The 20,084-nt window shown below is 45.5% G+C and carries 19 protein-coding genes; 14 read left to right on the top strand and 5 right to left on the bottom strand.

Going from position 1 to position 20,084, the window contains the following annotated elements:
- Positions 1 to 105: 105 nt before the first annotated feature.
- Together ACLVWP_RS07795 and ACLVWP_RS07790 are read right to left on the bottom strand one after the other, a co-directional pair.
- A complete protein-coding gene (locus tag ACLVWP_RS07795; RefSeq protein ID WP_413561127.1) occupies positions 106 to 456 on the bottom strand; it encodes a hypothetical protein in 351 nt (116 codons plus the stop codon).
- Positions 453 to 1,274, bottom strand: coding sequence for a TIGR02147 family protein (locus ACLVWP_RS07790; protein WP_413561125.1), 822 nt, complete (start codon positions 1,272 to 1,274; stop codon positions 453 to 455). Before ACLVWP_RS07790 ends, ACLVWP_RS07795 begins: the two co-directional genes overlap by 4 nt.
- 125 nt (positions 1,275 to 1,399) lie before the next feature.
- On the opposite strand from ACLVWP_RS07790, the gene ACLVWP_RS07785 reads away from it, so the two are divergent.
- Both ACLVWP_RS07785 and ACLVWP_RS07780 read left to right on the top strand, forming a co-directional pair.
- Entirely contained in the window at positions 1,400 to 2,164 is a 765-nt protein-coding gene (locus ACLVWP_RS07785; RefSeq protein WP_413561123.1) for a DUF4423 domain-containing protein, read from the top strand.
- A gap of 51 nt (positions 2,165 to 2,215) precedes the next feature.
- A complete protein-coding gene (locus tag ACLVWP_RS07780) occupies positions 2,216 to 3,031 on the top strand; it encodes a hypothetical protein (RefSeq protein ID WP_413561122.1) in 816 nt (271 codons plus the stop codon).
- 33 nt (positions 3,032 to 3,064) lie between these two features.
- Here the strand turns inward: ACLVWP_RS07780 and ACLVWP_RS07775 are convergent, their stop codons facing one another.
- The 3 genes from ACLVWP_RS07775 to ACLVWP_RS07765 form a co-directional block, all read right to left on the bottom strand.
- Positions 3,065 to 4,603 (bottom strand): cellulase family glycosylhydrolase, encoded by a 1,539-nt coding sequence (locus ACLVWP_RS07775; protein WP_413561121.1) that lies wholly within the window; start codon positions 4,601 to 4,603, stop codon positions 3,065 to 3,067.
- 141 nt (positions 4,604 to 4,744) lie between these two features.
- Positions 4,745 to 5,296, bottom strand: coding sequence for an N-acetyltransferase family protein (locus ACLVWP_RS07770; protein ID WP_413561120.1), 552 nt, complete (start codon positions 5,294 to 5,296; stop codon positions 4,745 to 4,747).
- A 279-nt stretch (positions 5,297 to 5,575) separates the two neighbouring features.
- The gene (locus ACLVWP_RS07765) at positions 5,576 to 6,145 is read right to left on the bottom strand and encodes a hypothetical protein (protein ID WP_413561118.1); all 570 of its coding nucleotides are present in this window, start codon (positions 6,143 to 6,145) and stop codon (positions 5,576 to 5,578) included.
- A gap of 158 nt (positions 6,146 to 6,303) precedes the next feature.
- Between ACLVWP_RS07765 and gspC the strand changes: the two genes are divergently transcribed.
- The 12 genes from gspC (at position 6,304) to gspN (ending at position 20,070) form a co-directional block, all read left to right on the top strand.
- Positions 6,304 to 7,224, top strand: coding sequence for a type II secretion system protein GspC (gene gspC, locus ACLVWP_RS07760; RefSeq protein WP_413561117.1), 921 nt, complete (start codon positions 6,304 to 6,306; stop codon positions 7,222 to 7,224).
- Positions 7,225 to 7,244: 20 nt separating this feature from the next.
- On the top strand, positions 7,245 to 9,530 hold the full coding sequence (gspD, locus tag ACLVWP_RS07755) for a type II secretion system secretin GspD (protein ID WP_413561116.1): 2,286 nt from the start codon (positions 7,245 to 7,247) through the stop codon (positions 9,528 to 9,530).
- Positions 9,531 to 9,540: 10 nt separating this feature from the next.
- Positions 9,541 to 11,232 carry a type II secretion system ATPase GspE gene (gene gspE / locus ACLVWP_RS07750; RefSeq protein ID WP_413561115.1) on the top strand — a complete coding sequence of 564 codons (1,692 nt, stop codon included), beginning with the start codon at positions 9,541 to 9,543 and terminating at the stop codon, positions 11,230 to 11,232.
- A 1-nt stretch (position 11,233) separates the two neighbouring features.
- Positions 11,234 to 12,451: a type II secretion system inner membrane protein GspF gene (gene gspF / locus ACLVWP_RS07745; protein WP_413561114.1), complete on the top strand. Its 1,218-nt coding sequence runs from the start codon at positions 11,234 to 11,236 to the stop codon at positions 12,449 to 12,451.
- 538 nt (positions 12,452 to 12,989) lie between these two features.
- Positions 12,990 to 13,394: a type II secretion system major pseudopilin GspG gene (gene gspG / locus ACLVWP_RS07740; protein WP_413561113.1), complete on the top strand. Its 405-nt coding sequence runs from the start codon at positions 12,990 to 12,992 to the stop codon at positions 13,392 to 13,394.
- A 3-nt stretch (positions 13,395 to 13,397) separates the two neighbouring features.
- Entirely contained in the window at positions 13,398 to 13,997 is a 600-nt protein-coding gene (locus ACLVWP_RS07735; RefSeq protein WP_413561112.1) for a Tfp pilus assembly protein FimT/FimU, read from the top strand.
- Positions 13,994 to 14,512 (top strand): type IV pilus modification PilV family protein, encoded by a 519-nt coding sequence (locus ACLVWP_RS07730; protein WP_413561111.1) that lies wholly within the window; start codon positions 13,994 to 13,996, stop codon positions 14,510 to 14,512. Before ACLVWP_RS07735 ends, ACLVWP_RS07730 begins: the two co-directional genes overlap by 4 nt.
- A gap of 2 nt (positions 14,513 to 14,514) precedes the next feature.
- Entirely contained in the window at positions 14,515 to 15,369 is an 855-nt protein-coding gene (locus ACLVWP_RS07725) for a type II secretion system protein GspJ (RefSeq protein WP_413561109.1), read from the top strand.
- A 13-nt stretch (positions 15,370 to 15,382) separates the two neighbouring features.
- Positions 15,383 to 16,648 (top strand): general secretion pathway protein GspK, encoded by a 1,266-nt coding sequence (locus ACLVWP_RS07720; RefSeq protein WP_413561108.1) that lies wholly within the window; start codon positions 15,383 to 15,385, stop codon positions 16,646 to 16,648.
- Positions 16,649 to 16,742: 94 nt separating this feature from the next.
- Positions 16,743 to 18,413, top strand: coding sequence for a pilus assembly protein PilM (gene pilM / locus ACLVWP_RS07715; protein ID WP_413561107.1), 1,671 nt, complete (start codon positions 16,743 to 16,745; stop codon positions 18,411 to 18,413).
- Complete coding sequence (locus ACLVWP_RS07710; protein WP_413561105.1) at positions 18,410 to 19,102, top strand: hypothetical protein; 693 nt, start codon at positions 18,410 to 18,412, stop codon at positions 19,100 to 19,102. The genes pilM and ACLVWP_RS07710 overlap by 4 nt, the downstream gene beginning before the upstream one ends.
- A 2-nt stretch (positions 19,103 to 19,104) precedes the next feature.
- The gene (gene gspN / locus ACLVWP_RS07705; RefSeq protein WP_413561104.1) at positions 19,105 to 20,070 is read left to right on the top strand and encodes a type II secretion system protein GspN; all 966 of its coding nucleotides are present in this window, start codon (positions 19,105 to 19,107) and stop codon (positions 20,068 to 20,070) included.
- The last annotated feature ends 14 nt before the right edge of the window (positions 20,071 to 20,084 follow it).

The following is a 20,084-nucleotide window of genomic DNA, read 5'->3' as shown; positions in this document are numbered from 1 at the left end:
CAGCATTTAAGTTGTCCTTGAAATGCGTCGAGGCTATCGACTTTGACAAAGTTTCGTCAATATCCTTAACACAACCCTAACAATTCAACGCATGGCTGCAAGAATCTAGTATCCCAGCAGCTCGCGCTGTCTTTCACCGTTCTGCAAAATTCTGCTCTGCAAATGTCGGCTCGCCTCCGGGTAGATAAGTCCGAGATAAGCTAAATACAAATTCTCGCCCACCAACAAATCATACTCAGAAATAGGCTCGCCCTGCTTTCTGGCGTCTTTCATATAGTGATAAGCATCACAAGCCAGGGTCGCACGATAAAGTCCGCCGTAATTAATGTAGGGACTCTCCTTAGGAAGCATGTCTGATGTAAATGACAAGTAGTCATTCGCAGAACCAATCTGTCCCGGCAGTATCGCGTGAGCCGACAACACAAAGAAAACGGACAATATGATGAGTGACTTCATTCAGACCTCTCGGATACAGGATAAATATTAAAGTTCACCTGATACAGACGACGCATTTCGTAAGATTTGCTGTTGTGTCGAACCATCTGCTCCTTGGAGAACTCATCCATCGCGCCGTTAAACTGATCAAACTCCTGATCGTTCATCGGTAAGAGCACACTTTTATAACGACGTGTCTCCTTCGGTAAATCAAAAGCTCCCAAGGCTTCCTGCAGACTTTTGGTATGGAACTGAATCAGATCCAAACTCCCCTTGTTGTCGGGAACTCTAAAGACCTCAACCACAGAGCGCCACTGCTGCCCATCTGGCTCAATCAATTCTAAATGCTGCAGAGCCTGAATCGCACGGCGAATATCTTCAGCAGTCTTACCTAGAATTTTCGCCAAGGACTCTTCGCTGCGATCCAAATCTTCAAACACCAAAAGCGTTAACAAGCGAGGCAACAGCGGATCGGAGACAAAGTTGTCTCCAGTTTTTATCTCTTGAGGACGAGCTTGCTTGCGAATGATCTCGACCATCTTTTGCCAGAACATATGACGGTCTTTGGATTTTTTGGTTTGATTGTAACTGACGAGGCAATAAAAATATTCTTTAAGATCGGGCTCTTGGAAATAGGTCTCTGCGAAGAGGGAAATGGTTTTCTGATTGAGTTTTTTCTGACCGATCACCATTTGGCGAAGATAAGATCTGTTGGTCATCTCGAGCTCTGCCGCCCAAGCATCGTAGGAGAATCCCTCTTCAATACTTTTACGATACTGATAAAAGTCTTTCAAATAGAGATTGATATCCAGGTAATTTAAAACTTGAGGACTATCCACTTCAGATTATCTCCGCAGGTTACGTTCAGCAAATCTTGTCTGTGTACCTTCCAGCACACACAAAGGTACATCCCGCACTTGCCTCAAGTTGTCAAAGTACTAATCCTACTTAGGGGGATGGCACTATGAGAAATCAGTTCACTACATTTCGCGACGTACTGCTGCACGACTTTAACTTAAAGCGTTTAGAGATACCGGGTTATTCCTGGCGCTCCTACGCTAGATCAATGAATGTTTCTTCAGGCAGAATGTCTGAAATCATGAGCGGCAAAAAAGGTTTAAGCGAAAAAGCGGCGCTTAAGATGTCAGAAAATCTGAATCTTCCGACTGAACTGATTACTCTATTCCTGGAGTTGGTCGCAGAACATCAACACTCGAAGCTTTTAAAAATGAGCACGAGATCAACCGCAACTTTTCTGCTCGACAACTGGGACGGAGTCGCTCTCCTTGTTTTGATGAAGTCCCCCTCTTTTAAATCTGAAAAGAGTTGGATCGCTACCAAACTAGGGGTCAGCTTAGAGCGCGTGACGTATTTGCTAGACACCTTGGTTGCGGCAAATCAGGTGACGCAAGATTCAGAGGGAAACTATCGGGTTCTAGAAGTACCGATTCCCTTCTGGAATAACCTTCCCGTAAACCGCACAGTGCACTCCAACATCCGATGCTTCGAGTACTTTACTGACAAGCTCGAGTTTGTTGAAACAGCCTCGGCTCAAGCGACCTCACTCACCGTTAGTATTCCCCTCGCGAAAATGGACGAGCTCAAGCGCCTTCTGGCTGACTTCCATTACGGCCTAAAATCCCTTTCAGATCACTCCCCAGAATCTCAGATCAGCCGATTGCAAGTTCAACTGATTCCCATCACGGTGACAGCGGAGAGCAGTTCTTAATTCATTCTTAAGTCTAGTGTTTTCACTCCCGAATGAGGCCGATATAACAGCATGAAGTTTATTGCGTTATTCGGCCTTTTTATATTCTTAGCGAGCTGTCAACACACGACAGATCGCGGGCCTTCCTCTGCTATAGGACTCACACCACGCTTTACTTTGAACAAACTGAACTCCATCGCCAATAAACATACCTTAATCATCACCCACGCATCCACACAGTTCGACGAAGCTCGCACCGCTAAAGACGGTGTTGATCAATTAGTGCGCGAGTTCAAAGCCAAAGGCCTGCCAGTAGTTTACTTGGTCAATGATCAAAGTCCGCTGGGTTACCAACGTTGGTATACGGCAGATCGCTCTCCTGACTTTGAAATTTTCTCGGAAGGTGGCGAACACAATTTACCTGTCCACGGAAATGAGATCACGATTGTCGGGGGATTCGTGGGCAGCACGGATACTTTAAATGGCTGCCAGACCCTGGCGATGAAAGACGCGATTCGCATGCACTTTGAAGTTTCCAAATCTCCGCTGACGATTCACGTTCCCGTCAAAGCGACTTACACCTTTGGCGAGTGGTCCAATATTCGCGAATCGATGCTGAAATCTGGCTGGGTCGATCTAAAAGATATACAGTTTAAGTATCCTTTTGCGTCGCTAATGTTTTTGCGCGGCGGAATTTATGGTGATGACGGCAATGAGCCTTTCTTTGCTCACAACTACTCTCAACATGAAAACAAATCCTACCGCCAAGGCGAGGAAGTTTCCCGCGAAAAATATCAGTTTAATTTCTACATTAACGACAAACTCCTAGAGTCCGTCAAAGATGGTCCCAACAAACGAATCGTAAATATTCGCTTTAAAACAAAATAGCGCCACCAACGGCAGCGCTATTTCTTAGCTCAGTTAGAAAACAAAATCCGAAGCTTTCAAATCTACTAAAGACAGGATCTGCGCCGTGATATCGACCTTACCATCACCGTTCGTATCGATTTGTATGATCGTTATCCCTTTGGCCGTGTCTTTATAGTATCGCAAGTCTCCGGCATTTTTAAAGGCCGCAGTTCCCACGAACTTCACACCTTGAAAGCCGGAGGCGTTCGCATTGCCGTCAATCCCACTGACATCGATTTTGTCTCCGCCTTGTTCAAAACCATGAATGTAATCCGTACCGATTGCAAAGCCTGTGTGCAAATCATAAATATCCGCACCGCCCTCACCGTAGAGGTGATCGTTACCGGCCCCACCTTGAAGACGGTCATTGCCATTGCCACCATGGATTTCATCATTGCCGTTACCACCAAGGATGGTGTTATTCATTTCATTTCCGTAGATAACATCATTGCCACCGGTGCCAACAAAGTCTTGAGTTCTAAAAGTCGGTTCACTTCGCACTAAGCCTTTGTACATATTGTAAGACGCTTTTTGCTTACCGTTCGCCATCACAACACCGAAGTGATTTTCGGGAGTGTCAGCTACTCCAGAGTTCGCATCATATCCCTTATCCATATAGCTGTACCACAACACCGGGCCTAAATAATCGAGCTTACGCGCAATCACCACAGCCTGTCTCATGATCTCGGCCTGTTCTGCTTCAGTCACAGCACTGCCACTGCCCGCTGTTGGCGCACCGATCTCCGTCACCCAAATTTTCTTGGCTGAGTCACCATAAGTGACCATCGTGCTGCGAATTCCGTTTTCCATAATCTGCCAACCATTCCAGGGAGTTTTTGTAGATGGAAAATCTGGATATGTATAAGGATGGAATGCGACCGCATCGAAATAATTCTTACCACCCAGTTGATAAATTCGCGTCAGATACTCAACAGCAGAGATATAGCCGCCCTGTGTAGTTGGAACCGGAGACAATCCCCCGACAAGCACTGTGGCATTTGGATTGACTGATTTAATCGCTGGATAAGCAGCTTTTAACAGAGCCGTATAGTGATCAGGCCACACTGCGGGCTTAACAACTTGATAACGTTTTTGATTGGGCTCATTGTAAAGCTCCCAAACATCAATTTTTCCTTTATAACGAGCCGCCGCCGCTTTGGCGAACTTCGCATAAGCCTGCTGTTCCGCTGCCGTTGTAATCCCCGGAGAAACCCAACCCGGTCGGCTATTAATAATACCGATAATTTTAATTTTCTTTGCAGCCACTTGATCGATGTATTTATCAAACGCCGCAAAGTTATAGTAAGCCATACCCTGATTAGGCTCTGCCCAACTCCACCAAATATCTAAGCGAAGCCACTTCACACCCATACTCACATAATCATTCAACTCCGCCGCACGCGAAGCATCCGTCCCAATAAAATCAGAAGTCGGCGTCGACATCCCCAACTGCCCCGGCTGCGGAGTTTCAATAGCCTGAACCGGCAAAGCCATAACAAGCGCCAAAACCACAGCAGTCATCTTCCTCGCGAACGAGCTCTTGATTGACATAAATCCCCCTCTTGAATCACACGATCAAGAATAAGGGGTTCTCTAATTAGATAATTAAAAGAGCAGACATTTCTAGATTTGAGCCGCGAACAACTGTTCCAACAAACCACATGAGTTCAATCGCTCGCCGCTCTCTTTTTTTTACAAGGTAGCAAACATGGCAACTTCATCAGCCCAAGTGCCATCTTCTAAACGAAAAGCGTTAGGCTTTCTGCCACAATCCTGAAACCCCACCTTTTTATAAAGATTATGAGCAGGAACATTCGGATGCATAACACTCAACTCAATCTGCGTAAGCCCTTCGATACGCGAAGCCTCAGCAAAAAGCTTTTTCAAAAGCAATTCACCAATCCCATGACCTCGCATACCGGGAGAAACACCCATTCCCAAATGCCCCAGATGAAGCGTCTTAGAACGCGTCCCACCACTAAACTCCAAATTCCCAACAATCTGACCATCAACTTCAGCCACAATAATCATACTACGAGCGTCAGAATTATACTTCTCAACCCACTTCTCCTCAGCATCAACAGCCCGAGCCCGAATATCCTCAGCCGTACTAGCAATATAAGGAGCCGTCTCAGCAATCCCCACCATCAGCTGACGTAAAGCCCCAGCGTCCGCCAAAACCGGCGCCCGCAAAGTAACAGTCTGATTTTTCTTGGTAGTGAATACTTCAGTAGCAATCTTCATAACAACTCCTAAAAATCAGACTCCCACTCCCCAACGAACGAAGTCAAACTCTCCAAGAGCAGATAATTTTTATGGAACCCATAAGAAAAAATCGAAAAGGATTTTTTCAACCCTTAAACCACTTCTTTTAAAATGTCTAAGGGCTCCCTCTTATTTCCAGCCTCTGCGCCCGCACGATGCGGTACCAAAGCGCAGCGAGGCCAGGATGGCCGTGCTGGAAATAAGAGGGAGCCCTTAGACATTTTAAAAGTACGAGGATCTAAAAATGAAAAAAGCCGTCTAGATAACGGCTTGTTGGTATTCAGAAAAACTATCGCGAACCTGAGGCCAGAACCAAGAGAGGTTAGGATCAGCAGCAATAACATCTTTGATTTGAACTTCAACGTCTTTACGACAAGTAACCTCGCGACGCAGCCAGAACTCAACATCATCATAGCCAGGCCCGATGATAGTGATTTCAACTTTATCCATGAAATGTAAAAGATGAAGGTCCTTGGTAGCGACTTCTTTACCCGCCACTTTGGCGTTGATAAAATTATGCACCACGTTCTTTAGTTCATCCAAAGAACGATGATTGATTCTTCTCAGAATCAAATCCGCACGCTGGTCTCGATTAATCCAGCGTTGGTGTAAGCCTCTTTGCACAAGGTTGATCAAAAGAGTGCGTAACACACTCGGTACCTGACGAAATTCATCGTCAGACAGTGACATTACCTGCATCAAGTCTACGTAGCGCGCCTGCTCCTGGCCGCGACGAAGGGAGGTAAGCACTTCGGGAATACGCAAAACTGATTCGCGAATCCCTAATAGATCAATTCCTGCTCCATCCGTGAAGTAGAGAATTCTCATACTTCTATCATGGCCTATCTTCTGAGATTTTAAATGGAAAATCAGAGCGTTAGGACCATGGTCTAGCGTGTATTTTTTGATGCAGCCCGCCCCCACTTTTGGTACGATGGTCTGAGGCCCAAGGACTAGGTGCTGGAAAAAACAAAGGATTTGCAACTGTGATTTCACGTAACCAGAAAAATCAGCGTCCACCATTTGAAAAATGGTATTCGTATATTTTATTTATCTTTATCGGTTACTGTCTTGCTGACTTAGCAATTCTTTCATATCGCGATCGCATGCTTCCGCAATCTGCACCACCTGCACATCCTAAAGCACCTCCTCCTTCTATGGGAGTGAGCTCTGGCTTCTATAATAATATTACTTCTAGAAACATCTTTGCTTCTAACGGCCTTATCCCCGATCAATTGGTTGATAAAAACAAAGGCGTTACAGAAGAGAGAGAAGCAGATCCAGTTCCTTCTCAATTGCCTCTGAATTTGATCGGAACATTGGTTCACTCCGTGCCGGAAAAATCTATCGCTTCTATCGAGATCCGTGGCAAAAACCAAGTGATCTCCTACTCTGCAGGTAAAGAGATCGAAGGCATGGCCAATATCGTGCGCATTGAGAGACAAAAAGTTATTTTCCGTAACTTAAACTCCAATCGCCTAGAGTTTATCGAAATCAAAAAAGAAGGCGCTAAAGTAAGCTTTGCAGCTTCAAAACCAACAGGCCCAGCAACAACTGGCCAAGAAGTTAAAAAGACTGGCGACAACACCTTCGCAATCAAACGTGCTGACTTGTTGAAGTACACGAATGATCTTTCCAGCATCTTGATGCAAGCCCGCGCGGTTCCGAATCGCGAACCTGGCACTGGCAACATCAATGGCTTCCGTATTTTAGATATGCAACCTGGCAGTATTTATGAACAGCTTGGCATCCAAAGAATGGATGTTATTAAATCCGTCGACGGAAACCCTGTCGACAGCCCTGCCAAGGCGATGGAGTTGTACCAAACTTTGAAAAACAACCCGAAAGTTGTTCTTCAAGTTGAGCGCAACGGCAAAACTGAAAACATGACTTATAATATTCAATAACTCCCTCAGGAGGAGAGAGAATGAAAAAAACTGTCAAACCAGTCAACATAGGACTTGCTTCACTGATGACAGCTCAGCTGGTTACTCCAGCAGCGCATGCACAATTTGAAAGCTTCCCTCCACCGCCACCTCCTCCGGATTTTGGCAATGACGATAACAGCGGCTTCAATGCGCCTTCAGCACCTGTTATGGGCGGAACTCGCAGCGGCTCCCCGGCTGGCGCTGATGAATCTGGCCAAGTGTTGAACAAAACACAAAAGCAGAAATTCGCTAACGCCCCAACTGAAGACATCAATTCAGCAAACTTCCCTCAGACAATCGAATCATTCGATTATCCGAATGTGGAAATCGCTGAGCTAGTGAAAGCAATGGGCGAGTTGACTGGTAAGAACTTTATCGTCGATCCAGGTGTTCGTGGTAAAATCACGATCAGCGCTCCTTCTAAAATCACAGTGGCAGAAGCTTACAACGCTTTCTTGTCAGCATTGGCCATCAATGGCTTCACTGTTGTTCCTTCCGGTGGTTTCTTGAAAGTTAAATCTGCAAGAAATGCTCAACGTGACAATATCGAAGTTTACTCTGGTGCTTACTATCCAAATACAGACCAAATGATCACTCGTATCATCCACTTGAAGCACATCTCTGCTTCGCAAGTGAACCGTGATCTTCGTATCTTGCCTTCTAAAGATGGCGAGATGAATATTTACGAGCCAACGAACTCGATCATTATCTCTGACTACGGTTCTAACATTGACCGCGTTATGAGAATCATCAATCAGTTGGACGTTCCTGGATTTGAAGAACAACTTGAAGTTATCCCTATTAAGTTCGCGAAAGCTAAAGACTTGGCAGACCTAGTAGATAAAATCGTTAATAAAGGCAACAAATCCACTGGCGCAGGCTCTGCTCCAGGGACTTTCACTGCGGGCGTTCCAAGATTCTCAAGATCTGCAGGGACTTCGGCTCAACAAGGTGCAAGTTTCTTTATGGCGATCCCGGATGACAGAACAAACTCCATCATCGTGGTGGGTAATAAATCTGGTATCGTTCGTATTAAGAAATTGATTTCCCAATTGGACTTTAAAATCCGTCCTGAAGAGTCTGGTGGCGTTTACGTTTATTACGTTAAAAATGGTGATGCGGAAAAAATCGCTCAAACATTGTCTGGCGTAACTAAAGATGCGGCTCCAAAACCTCAAACAGGACCAAGCTTGCTTGCCCCTATCGGTGGTCAAATGCAAGCGCCTCAAGAGATCTTTGGTGGCGACGTAAAAATCGTAGCTGACAAGGCAACAAACAGCTTGGTTATCACAGCTTCCAAACAAGACTACGAAGTTGTCACAAATCTTCTTTCTAAAATCGATATCGCTCGTGACCAAGTTTACGTAGAAGCTATCATCATGGAGATGAGTGCTTCTGACGCGGATTCTTGGGGTGTTGGCTACTACCAATACGGTGATAACGGTTACGGCAAAGTGGGTTTCAACGGTGGTGTTGATATCAACTCGATGCTAAATCCAGTGGGTGGTTCCGGTGCGGTTTTGGGCTTCGGTTCTGGTAAAACAGTTACTGTTACTCCTCCGGGCGGTACTGCGATCACAATTCCAAGTCTTATCGGTTTCATCAACTTCTTGAAACAGACTAAGAAAGCTAACATCCTTTCCACTCCAACTTTGATGGCGCTTGATAACAATGAAGCGGAAATCGAAGTGGGTGATAAAGTTGTTACAGGTTCGAACTCGGTAACTCCTGCGAATGGTGGTAACACAATCGTTACGCCAACGTTCGAAGATGCAACGATCAAATTGCATATCAAACCGTTTATCAGCCCTTCTTCAAACTCCATCCGCATGGAAATCAAACAACAAGTGACTCAGCTTTCAACAGCTCAGACACCGAAAGCATTTGCGGATTCTACTCAGCCTTTGGCGAAACGTTCGATCAACACAATGATCAACGTGAACAACGGCGATACAGCGATCCTGGGTGGTTTGATTAAAGAAGACGATATCGAATCCATCATCAAGGTGCCTCTTTTGGGTGACATCCCTATTTTGGGTTGGTTGTTCAAATCTCGCTCGATTACGAAGACAAAAACGAACATGGTTGTGTTCTTGACTCCGAAAATTGTGAGAAGCTCTACAGATACGAATCAAATCGTTTCAAAACGATTGGAAGAGCGCATAGACTTCATCAAAGGCCAGGGCGGAAAAGATCCATTTGGTGCTAAGATGGATCCTATCTACAGAAAAGCTAAGGGCGAGCAAATCCCTGCAGACCCGAATGACCCAGAAGACGTAGAGTAAAAGGAATATAATGGCTGCCGTGGACGTTCTGACAATTCTATCCAAAGCGACTTCCCTAACACAGGATCAATTGCGTTCTGTGTTAGCCAACCCTTCAGTGGTGAGACCCGTCACTGTGGGCGAAGCCTTGGCGCAAAAAGAATTTTCCACGGCGGATGAAGTCGTCGGTGATCTGTGCAAAGAGTTAGGCCTCGATTTTATTCGAGACATCCCAGTTGCAGATATCAACGCTGACTTGATCCGTGACATCCCAATCAATTATTCAAAACAACAACAGATCCTTCCCTACAGAGACGAACCCGATCAGTTGACTGTTTTGACAAGCAATCCAGTGAACTTAAAAGCTATGGATGACTTGAAAGTTCTGTTTGGGAAAAAGGTCCGCCCTCTTGTCACAACGGTTCCGCGCATCCAAGATGCGATCAATAAAGTTTACGAAAAATCCACGGCGAATCTTTCCGGTCTCGATGAGATCGACGAAGAAGATTACGATCTAGATGACCCTATCGTGGATCTTCTAGAGGCTGGCGAGGACGATGCGCCGGTGATCAAGATGGTGAATAGCCTTCTGTTCCGTGCAGTAAAAGAAAAAGCATCCGATATCCATATCGAGCCTTATGAAAAAGACATGGTCGTACGTTTCCGTACTGACGGTGTTTTGATGGATGTCTTTAAACCACCTAAAAAACTACAAAACGCTATCACTTCTCGTATCAAAGTTATGGCGAACTTGAATATCGCTGAAAAACGTCTGCCACAAGACGGTCGTATCCCGCTGAAAGTCGGCGGTAAAGATATCGATATCCGTCTTTCTACAGTGCCTGCTGCTTACGGCGAGCGCTTGGTTATGCGTATTCAAGATAGATCCACTGTTATCTTGGAACTTGAGCAATTGGGTTTCTCGAAAGAGAATCTTGACCGCCTCGATGATCTTTTGTCTCGTAATGACGGCATCATGCTAGTAACTGGTCCAACGGGTTCTGGTAAATCCACAACTCTGTATGGTGCTCTGACTAAGCTTAATAAGCCTGACGTAAATATCCTGACTGTTGAAGATCCGGTGGAGCAACGTATCCACGGGATTGGCCAGGTGCAAACCAACGCCAAGATCGGTCTAACATTCGCTGCTGGTTTAAGATCTTTCCTTCGTCAAGACCCCGACATCATCATGGTCGGTGAGATTCGTGACTTGGAAACTGCCGAACTTGCGATTCAAGCTTCTCTGACAGGTCACTTGGTTTTATCTACACTGCATACCAATGACTCTGCTGGTGCCTTCCCGCGTTTGATTGACTTCGGGGTGGAGCCTTTCTTGATCGCTACTTCCGTTATGGGCGTTATCGCTCAACGTCTCGTGCGTGTTCTTTGCCCTCACTGCAAAGCTCCGTATGAACCTTCCGATTTTGAATTGTCCCTTTTGGGCATCACTCGTGAAGTCGCAAAAAGCAGCCACATCTGTAAAGCCATGGGCTGTTCTGAATGTGGGCAAAAAGGTTACTCAGGACGAACGACAATCAGTGAGCTGATGGTTGTAACGGATGATATTCGCTCCTTGATCATGCAGCGTAAAGACGGTGCAACACTCAAGAAACAAGCATTGGCGAACGGAATGAAAACTTTCCGTGACCATGGTATTGCCAAAGTACTAGCTGGTGTGACTACAATTGAGCAGCTAACTACGAATACACAACTGGATCTATAATATGCCTATTTTTGAGTACAAGGGCCTGACACGTGATGGAAGAAACACCAAAGGTGTGATCGACGCAGAAAACCTGCGCGCGGCCCGTGCCAAACTCAAAAAAGACAATGTCTACGTCGTCGAGATCAAAGACAAAAAGAAAGTCGACAATAAGAAATCAAAAGGCCCAAAAGCTACAAAAGCTGTGGGCGTTAAAGACATCTCTTTGATGACTCGTCAGCTAGCAACGTTAGTGAAAGCCAACATTCCCTTGGTGGATGCCCTGACTGCGATCTCTGAACAAGTTGAAAACCCTACTCTGGCAGAGGCTATTGCTGACTGTAAGAATATGGTTAACGAAGGTTCTCCGTTCTTTAAAGCGCTACAAAAGTATCCAACGATCTTTACTAAGATCTACGTTTCCATGGTTGAAGCCGGTGAAATGTCAGGTTCTTTGGACGTGATCTTAATGCGTTTGGCAGAGTTCACGGAAGCCCAAGCCGATCTTCGTGCAAAAGTATCGAGCGCAATGACCTACCCGATCATTATGTTGGTCGTAACGGTTGCTTTGCTTTCATTCCTTTTCATTTTCTTGATTCCAAAAATGGTCACGGTGTTCGAGTCCGCTCCAAACTTGGTGCTTCCTTGGTACACAGTCGTTCTGATCGACGCCTCCCAATTCATGGTGAACTACTGGTACATCATCTTCGGAAGCATCTTTGTCGCTGTGATTATGTTCCGCAACTGGAAAGCCACTCCATCTGGAAGCAATCAATGGGATGCCATCTCCTTGAAACTTCCGATCGTAGGCCCCGCTGTGCGCATGGTCGCGGTAGCTCGTTTTACAAGAACTCTAGCAACACTCCTTAACGGTGGCGTTCCGATGCTAACCGCTTTAGACATCGTGAAAAACGTCGTCGACAACCACGTCCTGTCCGTAGCCATCGAAGAAGCCCGCAACAATATCGCAGAAGGTGAATCGATCGCAGGACCCCTAAAAAAATCCGAACAGTTCCCACCCATCGTTATCCACATGGTGAACATCGGAGAAAAAACCGGCGACCTAGAAAACATGCTCACCCAAGTTTCCGACGCCTTCGACTTCCAAGTAAAAAACAAACTAGAATCCATGACCTCCCTAATGGGCCCCATAGTAACCGTCCTAATGGGTATGGCCATCGCCATGATCGTATTCGCCGTAATGATCCCAATGTTCGAAATGACCAACATGGCCGGCTAATAGAAAATAGAGATTCGAGATTGGACATTAGAGATTCAGAAAGGGCTGCCAAACAGCCCTTTTTTTATTCCCCAAACTTAAACCAAAACTTAAAGTAACCCACCCATCTACATGATGAGATCAAGTCATCCCGAATTTTTCAGCTATCAACTTTCACCTCATAAGTTAAAGTAAAATCAAAGACTCTCTCGTAACCACTCGATTTAGCTCTGAATTGATACATTCTTTTGTCTTTTAAACTCAGAACTCATTGTCCACTTTGGGGTGTGGCGGGAGGCGTGCGTCCGAGTTCCGCAGGCCATTCTGAAACACAAGAAAGTAACAAATGAAAATCGAGCCCCTAACAAACTAAACCACCAAAGAACCAAAACGAGCGAGGACTGTCCGAGGCAAGCACGCCTCCCGCCACACCCCAAAGTGGAACCACCGAAATCTGCACTTCAACAAGACAAAAGAATGTGCCAAGTCAGAAGCAAAACTTTACGGTGCAAGACGAGAGTGCTATGATTTCCTATCTGCTAACTAAGGAGTTTTTCGAATGTTCATTAGCAATCGCAAAGGTATGACTTTGATCGAGATCATGATCGTACTTGCTATTATCGGTGGTATCTCTGCCCTCTTGCTTCCACGCCTAACTGGCTCCATTGATAAAGCAAAAGTTAAAGAAACTAAAATTCACATGGGTCAACTTGTGAATGCTTTGTCTATGTACTACACAGATTGCAACAAGTACCCACAAACACTTGAAGGTCTTTCTAAGCAAGATCCTAATTGCAGCAACTGGGGTCCAGAACCTTACATCAAAACTATCCAAGATCGCTGGGGTCATGACTACGTTTATGAACTAAACGGCAGCGAATACCACCTTAAATCTTTGGGTAAAGATGGTCGTGAAGGTGGATCTGGTTACGACGCTGATATCTCATTGGACGATGTCCAGTAATCGATGAGAAACCGCAGGGGTATGACCCTTATTGAAGTGATGATAGTCCTGGCGATTGTCGCCGGACTTATCGTCGTGGGTGCCCCTCGCCTCTTTAAGAAACAAAACAATATCAAAGCGACTGCTCGCCAATTCATGGTTCTGAGCCGCACCGTTCGCAACAAAGCTCGCATTTACAATTCCACATACCGTATTGTTCTGAATATCGATGGCGATAACGCTGGTACTTATTGGGTTGAAAGAGCCAATGGCCCAATCCCTATCGATCCTGACGCCGCAGAAAAAGAACGTGAACGTCAAAAGAGTAAATTCAAGGATGAGGACGGTCCTCCTCCTGCTTACGCCATAGATAATTCGGTTATCAAAAAAGAAGCGAAACTCCCTGATGGTTTCCGCTTTGCTGAGGTTGAAACACTCACCTCTAAAGAACCTCTCACATCAGGAACCGCGTATATTCACTTTTTCCCAGAGGGTTTCGTTGAGGCTTCCTCTATTCAAATCACTGATGGAAATAAATTAACTTGGACTCTTGTTTTTAATCCTTTAACGGGTCAAGCTGATATCATAGAGAAAGCTCAGTCGTTAAAGGACATTAAACGGTGAAAAATAAAGGCTTTACATTGATTGAGACCGTGCTTGCACTGGTCATCCTCTCATCCGGTTTGCTGTTATTGGCAAACTCTTGGGGCGGAAGCTTTATGTTTGTACGTAAAGCTCAATTTGCCACGGAAGTCACTGCTCTCCTTGAACGCAAAATGGCCGAGATCGAAATCGAATACGCCGGCAAAGCCTTAGACTCAATCCCTGAAGAAAAAGAAGACGATTTTGGTTCTGACTTTCCCCAGTATTCCTGGAAAATGGAATCGAAGGAATTTGAAGTTCCCGATATCTCTGCGACTCTGACCGCTCAAGAAGGCGGAGCTGACGAAATGTCTTTAACCATCATGAAGACTTTGACTCAGCATCTTTCCAAATCAATCAAAGAAGTTAAAGTGACTGTGACCTATAAAGGCGGCAAAAAGCCGATGACTTTTTCTGCCACTCAGTACTTTGTTGATTATGATCGTGAAATCCCGATGCCAGGTCTTCCGGGTGGCACACAAATACCGGGGATGTGATCATGAAGTCGCAACGCGGTTTTACTCTTATTGAGGTCATGATCACGATCACCATCCTGGGCACGATGACGGTGCTGGTGGCGCAATCCATTCAGCAAAGTATTAAAATGAAAACCAAGGTGACGAATCAATTGGATGACGTTTCTCATATGAGAGATGCCGTTCGTTTGATTCAACGAGATGTCAATTTGGCCTATCATTATCGCGATGTGGAAAAAGAGCTTCAGGATATTTTGAAAAAGAAAAACAATCCGAATCAGCCACAACTTCCTCCGGGAGCAGCTACGCCAGGTGGATTCGTTCCCCCTGAACAATTTGCCTTTGTTGAGGCGCCTCGCAGAGACCCTACAACACACTTCGTGGGCAACGCTGAAAATTTGAATTTTGTTACAACTAACAACGCCCGCACTGTTCGCAACGCTCAACAGGCAGACTTTGTTGAAGTGGGTTACGAACTGAAAGAATGCAAAAGCCTGAATGAAAATGCGACCACTTCCAAATGCGTTTGGCGCAGAACCTCCCCTTTTGTGGATTTAGATGTCACTAAAGGTGGAACTGAAGTTGTTTTGCTTGAAAACGTTTCTGAGTTCAAATTCCGCTATATGGGCAAAGGCAAGCAAGACTGGGTCAGCACTTGGCGCACGGATGAACAAGGTGACGGTGCGACTAAAGGAAAATTCCCACAAGCCGTTGAGCTTTCTATCACTGTGACTAAAAAAGAAAATGGGAAAGATCGCAAGTACTCACAACAAGTGATCATCCCTTTGCACTTTCCGAACAATGCTGATGACACAAATACAGGCCAAGCGACTCAAGGCCAACAACAGCAGCAGCAACAATTTCAACCAGGCCAATAGGAGGATTTAATCGATGAAAATATTTAAACCTCTTCGCAACAACCGCGGCATGGCCTTGATGATCGTTACAGCTTGTATCATGTTTATCATGTATTTCGCGACGGAACTTGTCGCCGACACCCGCATTGAATACGAAATCAATTCTTCCGGCTTAAATCGTGTAAAAGCCTACTACGCAGCTAAATCAGGCCTGCAGTTAGCCCTTCTGCGCGTAAAAATCTATCAACAAGCACAAAGCAAGTTCGGCGCCCAACTCGGCAACAGCAGTCCGATGCTAAATCAGATCTGGCAATTCCCATTTGCTTGGCCCTTGCCGATCCCTGATGAATTGAGTGCCGTCGATAAGGATTCTTTCAAAAAACTTGTCAAAGACTCGACCATGGATGCGAGCTACATCACCACCATCGAAGACGAAGGCTCGAAAATCGATATCAACGATTTGATCTCCCCGTCAGAATCTTTGCAAAAAATCACGCGTACTCAAATCCTCAACATCTTTGCGCAAAAGATGAAAGAAGATGAAGAGTGGGCTCGCGCGCACTCGAACACCAATTTTGAACAGATCGTAAATAACATCGCAGATTTCATGAGCAGCAAAAATGTTTCCTTGAATGGTGGCGACAAACGCGCGCGCTACGCCGAAGCCAACCGTGAGTCCTCAACTGGAGACTACTGGCCGCCAAATCGTGGGTTCCGTACTTTGCAAGAGATGCGCTTTGTACCAGATTTGACGGATGAGCTTTTCACTCTGCTTGAGTCTCGCGTTACTATTTATGGTATGAAGGGCATCAATCCAAATCTGGCGACCAAAGATGTTTTAAAATCTTTGGACCCCGGCATGACGGAAGAAGCCGTCTCTGAAATCATGAAACGTCGTAACGACCAAAACGAAGGTGGTCCGTTTAAAGATGCCGCTGATTTCTGGAACTTCGTTTCTACTAAGAATGTGCGTCTTGAGGGTGACACTCAGGCCATTCCATTGGTTTTCGATTCGGTCTTTAACTTCAAAATCCGCAGCACTGGTGAGTTCGCAGGATCCACTCGTGAGATCACGGCCATCGTGATGGATTTGAACAAGGTCGCGACAAAAATCAAAGATTACGTCGACAAGGATAAGAAAGACGCGAATCCAGGCGCTGACGCGAATAACAACAACAATAATAACAATAACTCGAACGGCAATAACAACAACGCCAACAATCAGGGTGGCAACCAACAAAACAAATCCGACCCTATCCCGAAAGGTCCTCCACGCATAGTGTTCTGGAGCGAAAGATAGCCTTTGGTCGAGCTCCTCGACTGAGGAATAATTTTACTTAAGTCCAAAGGCATCATATACTTAGACCATTATCTCGTTCATGGAGGAACGGTCTTTGAAATCACTTGGTATCGACATCGGGTCAAGCAGCATTAAAGTTGTCGAAATGCAGTCAACGACGAAGGGCTTTCAAGTCGTTCAGTTCTTTGAGCATGTTCTAAGCACCAATCCTCAAAGCGATTCAGAGCTTGAAATCATCGAATATCTTCGTGATCTTTTAGGTCGCTATGATCATTCGCAAACCCGCTTCATTATGGGTTTACGTCAAGATCGCGTGGCTATCAGAAATAAATTTTTCCCTTTCAGTGATCGCATCAAAATCTTTAAGAGCTTGGCTTTCGAGTTGGAAGAAGACCTTCCCTTCTCGAGTGACAATGCTGTCTTCGACGCCAAAGTCATCCGCACTGTCGGTGGCGGTGCCGAAGTTTTAGCGTGTGCAGCTCCTAAAGTGCACGTGCAAAATCTGATAGATCGCGCAAAAGACATCGGCATTGAGCCCTTCTTGATTTCCGCAGAGGGCACGGCTTTCGGGAATATCTTTGAACGCTGGAACGAGGCTCCTCCTGTTACTGTCAGCAATCCTCAGAACTTTGATATCAGTGAATACAAGCCAGTTCGTCATATCCGCTTGATCTTGAATATCGGTCACACGCGCACTTTGGTGTGTGCGATCGAAGGCAATTCATTGATCGGTGTTCGCTCCCTGCTTTGGGGTGGAAAAAACATCGCTGAAGCTATCGCTAAGAAATACGAAATCCCTTACATCGAAGCTTTGCGTGAATTGCAAACAAAAGCCTTCATCTTGACGAACAAGCAAGGTGCGACATTCGACCAAGTGACGTTCTCTGAAACAATCGCCAAGTGTGTTCGCGAGATGACTCGCGATTTGCAATTGTCGATCTTGGAATTTAAATCTGAATTCAACGCAGAGATCATCAATATCGGCCTTACGGGTGGTACAGCACAGATTCAAAACTTGGGTCCTTTCATGACTCAGGCTTTGGAAATACCTGCCAACCGTTTGGCGATCTTGGATACTATTCCGAATGTTGCTTTTGAACGCTCGCAAATTAACTCTGCTAAGTTGGGTGTGGCGATCGGTCTAGCAATCGAAGGTTTCAAAAAACCGCGCAACCCTCCTATCAATTTCTTGCGCGGTGAATTTGCTCGTGAAAATCATCAGTTCAAAGTTCTTTGGGAAAAATGGGGTCATACCGCGAGACTGGCAACAGCAGCGTTGTTGGTTCTATTCGTTTACTCTTATTTGCGTGAAGATTTTGCTTTAAGTCTGGCGGAGCGCTCTCAAGAAGTCCTTAAGACTCAAGCTAAGAACGTCGCCAACCTTAAAGGTCGTAACGCGACTGAAGCTGGAATCAAAAAGTACATTCGCGACAATAAAAAACGCGCTTCAGATCTTAAAACTCTGGCGAGTGTTGCGAACATGAATTCAGCTCTCGACATCATGAAAAAAGTCACGGAAGCCACTCCAGCTAAAAACGCCATTACTTTAGATGTTCGTACATTCAATATTCGTGATGCCCACGTGGTTCTAGAAGGTTATGTCAACTCTCCTCAAGAAGTGAGCTTGTTGCAAAAATCCCTTTCTAACATCACGGCCGACGGTCAGATTCGTAATCAGACTCCGTCATTGGGTGCACTGCCTGGTCGCCAGGCATTTTCATTCAGCTTTAACGTAGACCGCGGAATTCAAAAGGTGACTCGATGAATTTAGATGATTTAAAGGATAGAGTATCCACAGAACTTCGCGCTACCTGGGATCGCATTCAAGAAAGTGCGGCCTACAATCAAATGCGCGATCGTTACGAGAACATGACGCCTTCCATGCAGAAGCTGACTTTTTATGGCAGCATCGCAGTCGGAGTTTTAATTGTTCTATCGATTCCTTACGGTTATTTCAGCGGCTCCTCTGATGCTGTTGGTGAGTTTGAAGGAAAACGCATGACCATCCGCGAACTTTTGAAAGTTTCTAGAGAAGCTTCTGAAGTTCCTGCTATTCCTCAAGCCCCTTCTATCGATTCTTTGCGCTCCACTGTGGATTCTATGATCCACTCTGCGAACCTTTTGCCTGAACAAATCAAAGGAACTCAGTCGACAACAAGTTCGGCGATGATTCCCACGAATCTAAGCGAAGGCGGCCTGCAAATCACTTTGGCGAAGTTAAATCTGCGCCAAGTTGTGGACTTGGGCTACAAGTTTAGCAACATCTCCCCGAGTGTTAAAATGAGCGATATGACAATGACGGCGAATCGTGAAGACAACCGTTACTTTGATGTGGTTTATAAGTTGGTAGCTCTTGCAGTTCCCGCAGCTCCAGTGATCGCAACAGAACCTGAGGCGCCTAAAAAAGGTTTCTCTCGTGGTGGCAGAAAAGCTGCTCCTGGATCGGATGAATAGATATGGAAAATATCATCAAGTTTTTCAAAGCTCTTAAAGACAACAAAGGTAAAATCTTTGTGATGGTGGTTTCGGCCTTCGTCTTTCTTTTCGTTCTTTTCCCTTTTGATGACTTGAGTGACTTGATCTCTTCCCAGGTAGCCAAAGTCACTAACAATGCGGTTTACGTGCAATTTGAACGTTTAAAAATGAGCTTAATCCCTCACCCAGGCGTTAAGATGGATCAAGTGTATATCGAGTCCATCCGCACCCCTGCTCTTTCTGCACAAGAGCTTGTGATCACTCCATCTATCTCGGGAATGATCTCGCAAAAGCCTTATGGTTCTGTGTCGGCAAAAGGCCTACTAAAAGGCGACGTGAATGTTTCCATGGGTAAAGGCACTCGCAGCGATAACGGCGTTGAAAGACACCGCGTGGAAGTCAGCGCTAAAAAAATCGCGTTGAATGATGTGCGTGAACTTGCGAGCCTTCCAGTTCTTTTGAAAGGCCAATTGAATCTTGAGAGCACAGCTCTTGCGGATTTAACTTTCCAAGAACAACCTGATGTGGAAGTGAACTTGACGATCAATCAGTTTGAGCTTCCTCCATCAAACGTGAATACACCGATGGGACCATTGACTGTTCCTGAATTGAAATTAAGTTCAGTCGAATTAAAAGGTCGTCTAGCGGCGGGTCGTTTTGTGATCGAGACTGGTACTATCGGAAAATCTGGCGATGAATTGCAAGGCACTGTGAAAGGCGATATCGGTCTTACGATCGTCAATCGCGGCGGTGGTTTTGGTCAGCAGATCGGTGCCTACAACTTTGAAATCGATTTGCGCGCGAAAAAATCCTTCCAAGACAAGGCAGGTTTGTTCCTAACTTTCATCGATGGATTTAAAACTCCAACGGCTGACGGTGCTCAATATAAGTTCAGACTTTCAGCATCCAATCCAATGATGCCTCCAAGCTTTGGCGCTGCGCGCTAGTCCGCAGCCCTGGC

The sequence above is a fragment of the Bdellovibrio sp. HCB209 genome (genome assembly GCF_047306065.1).
GTDB lineage: Bacteria > Bdellovibrionota > Bdellovibrionia > Bdellovibrionales > Bdellovibrionaceae > Bdellovibrio.
The sequence above is the reverse complement of the archived record's forward strand: the minus strand, read 5'-3'. Positions and strand labels throughout refer to the sequence as shown.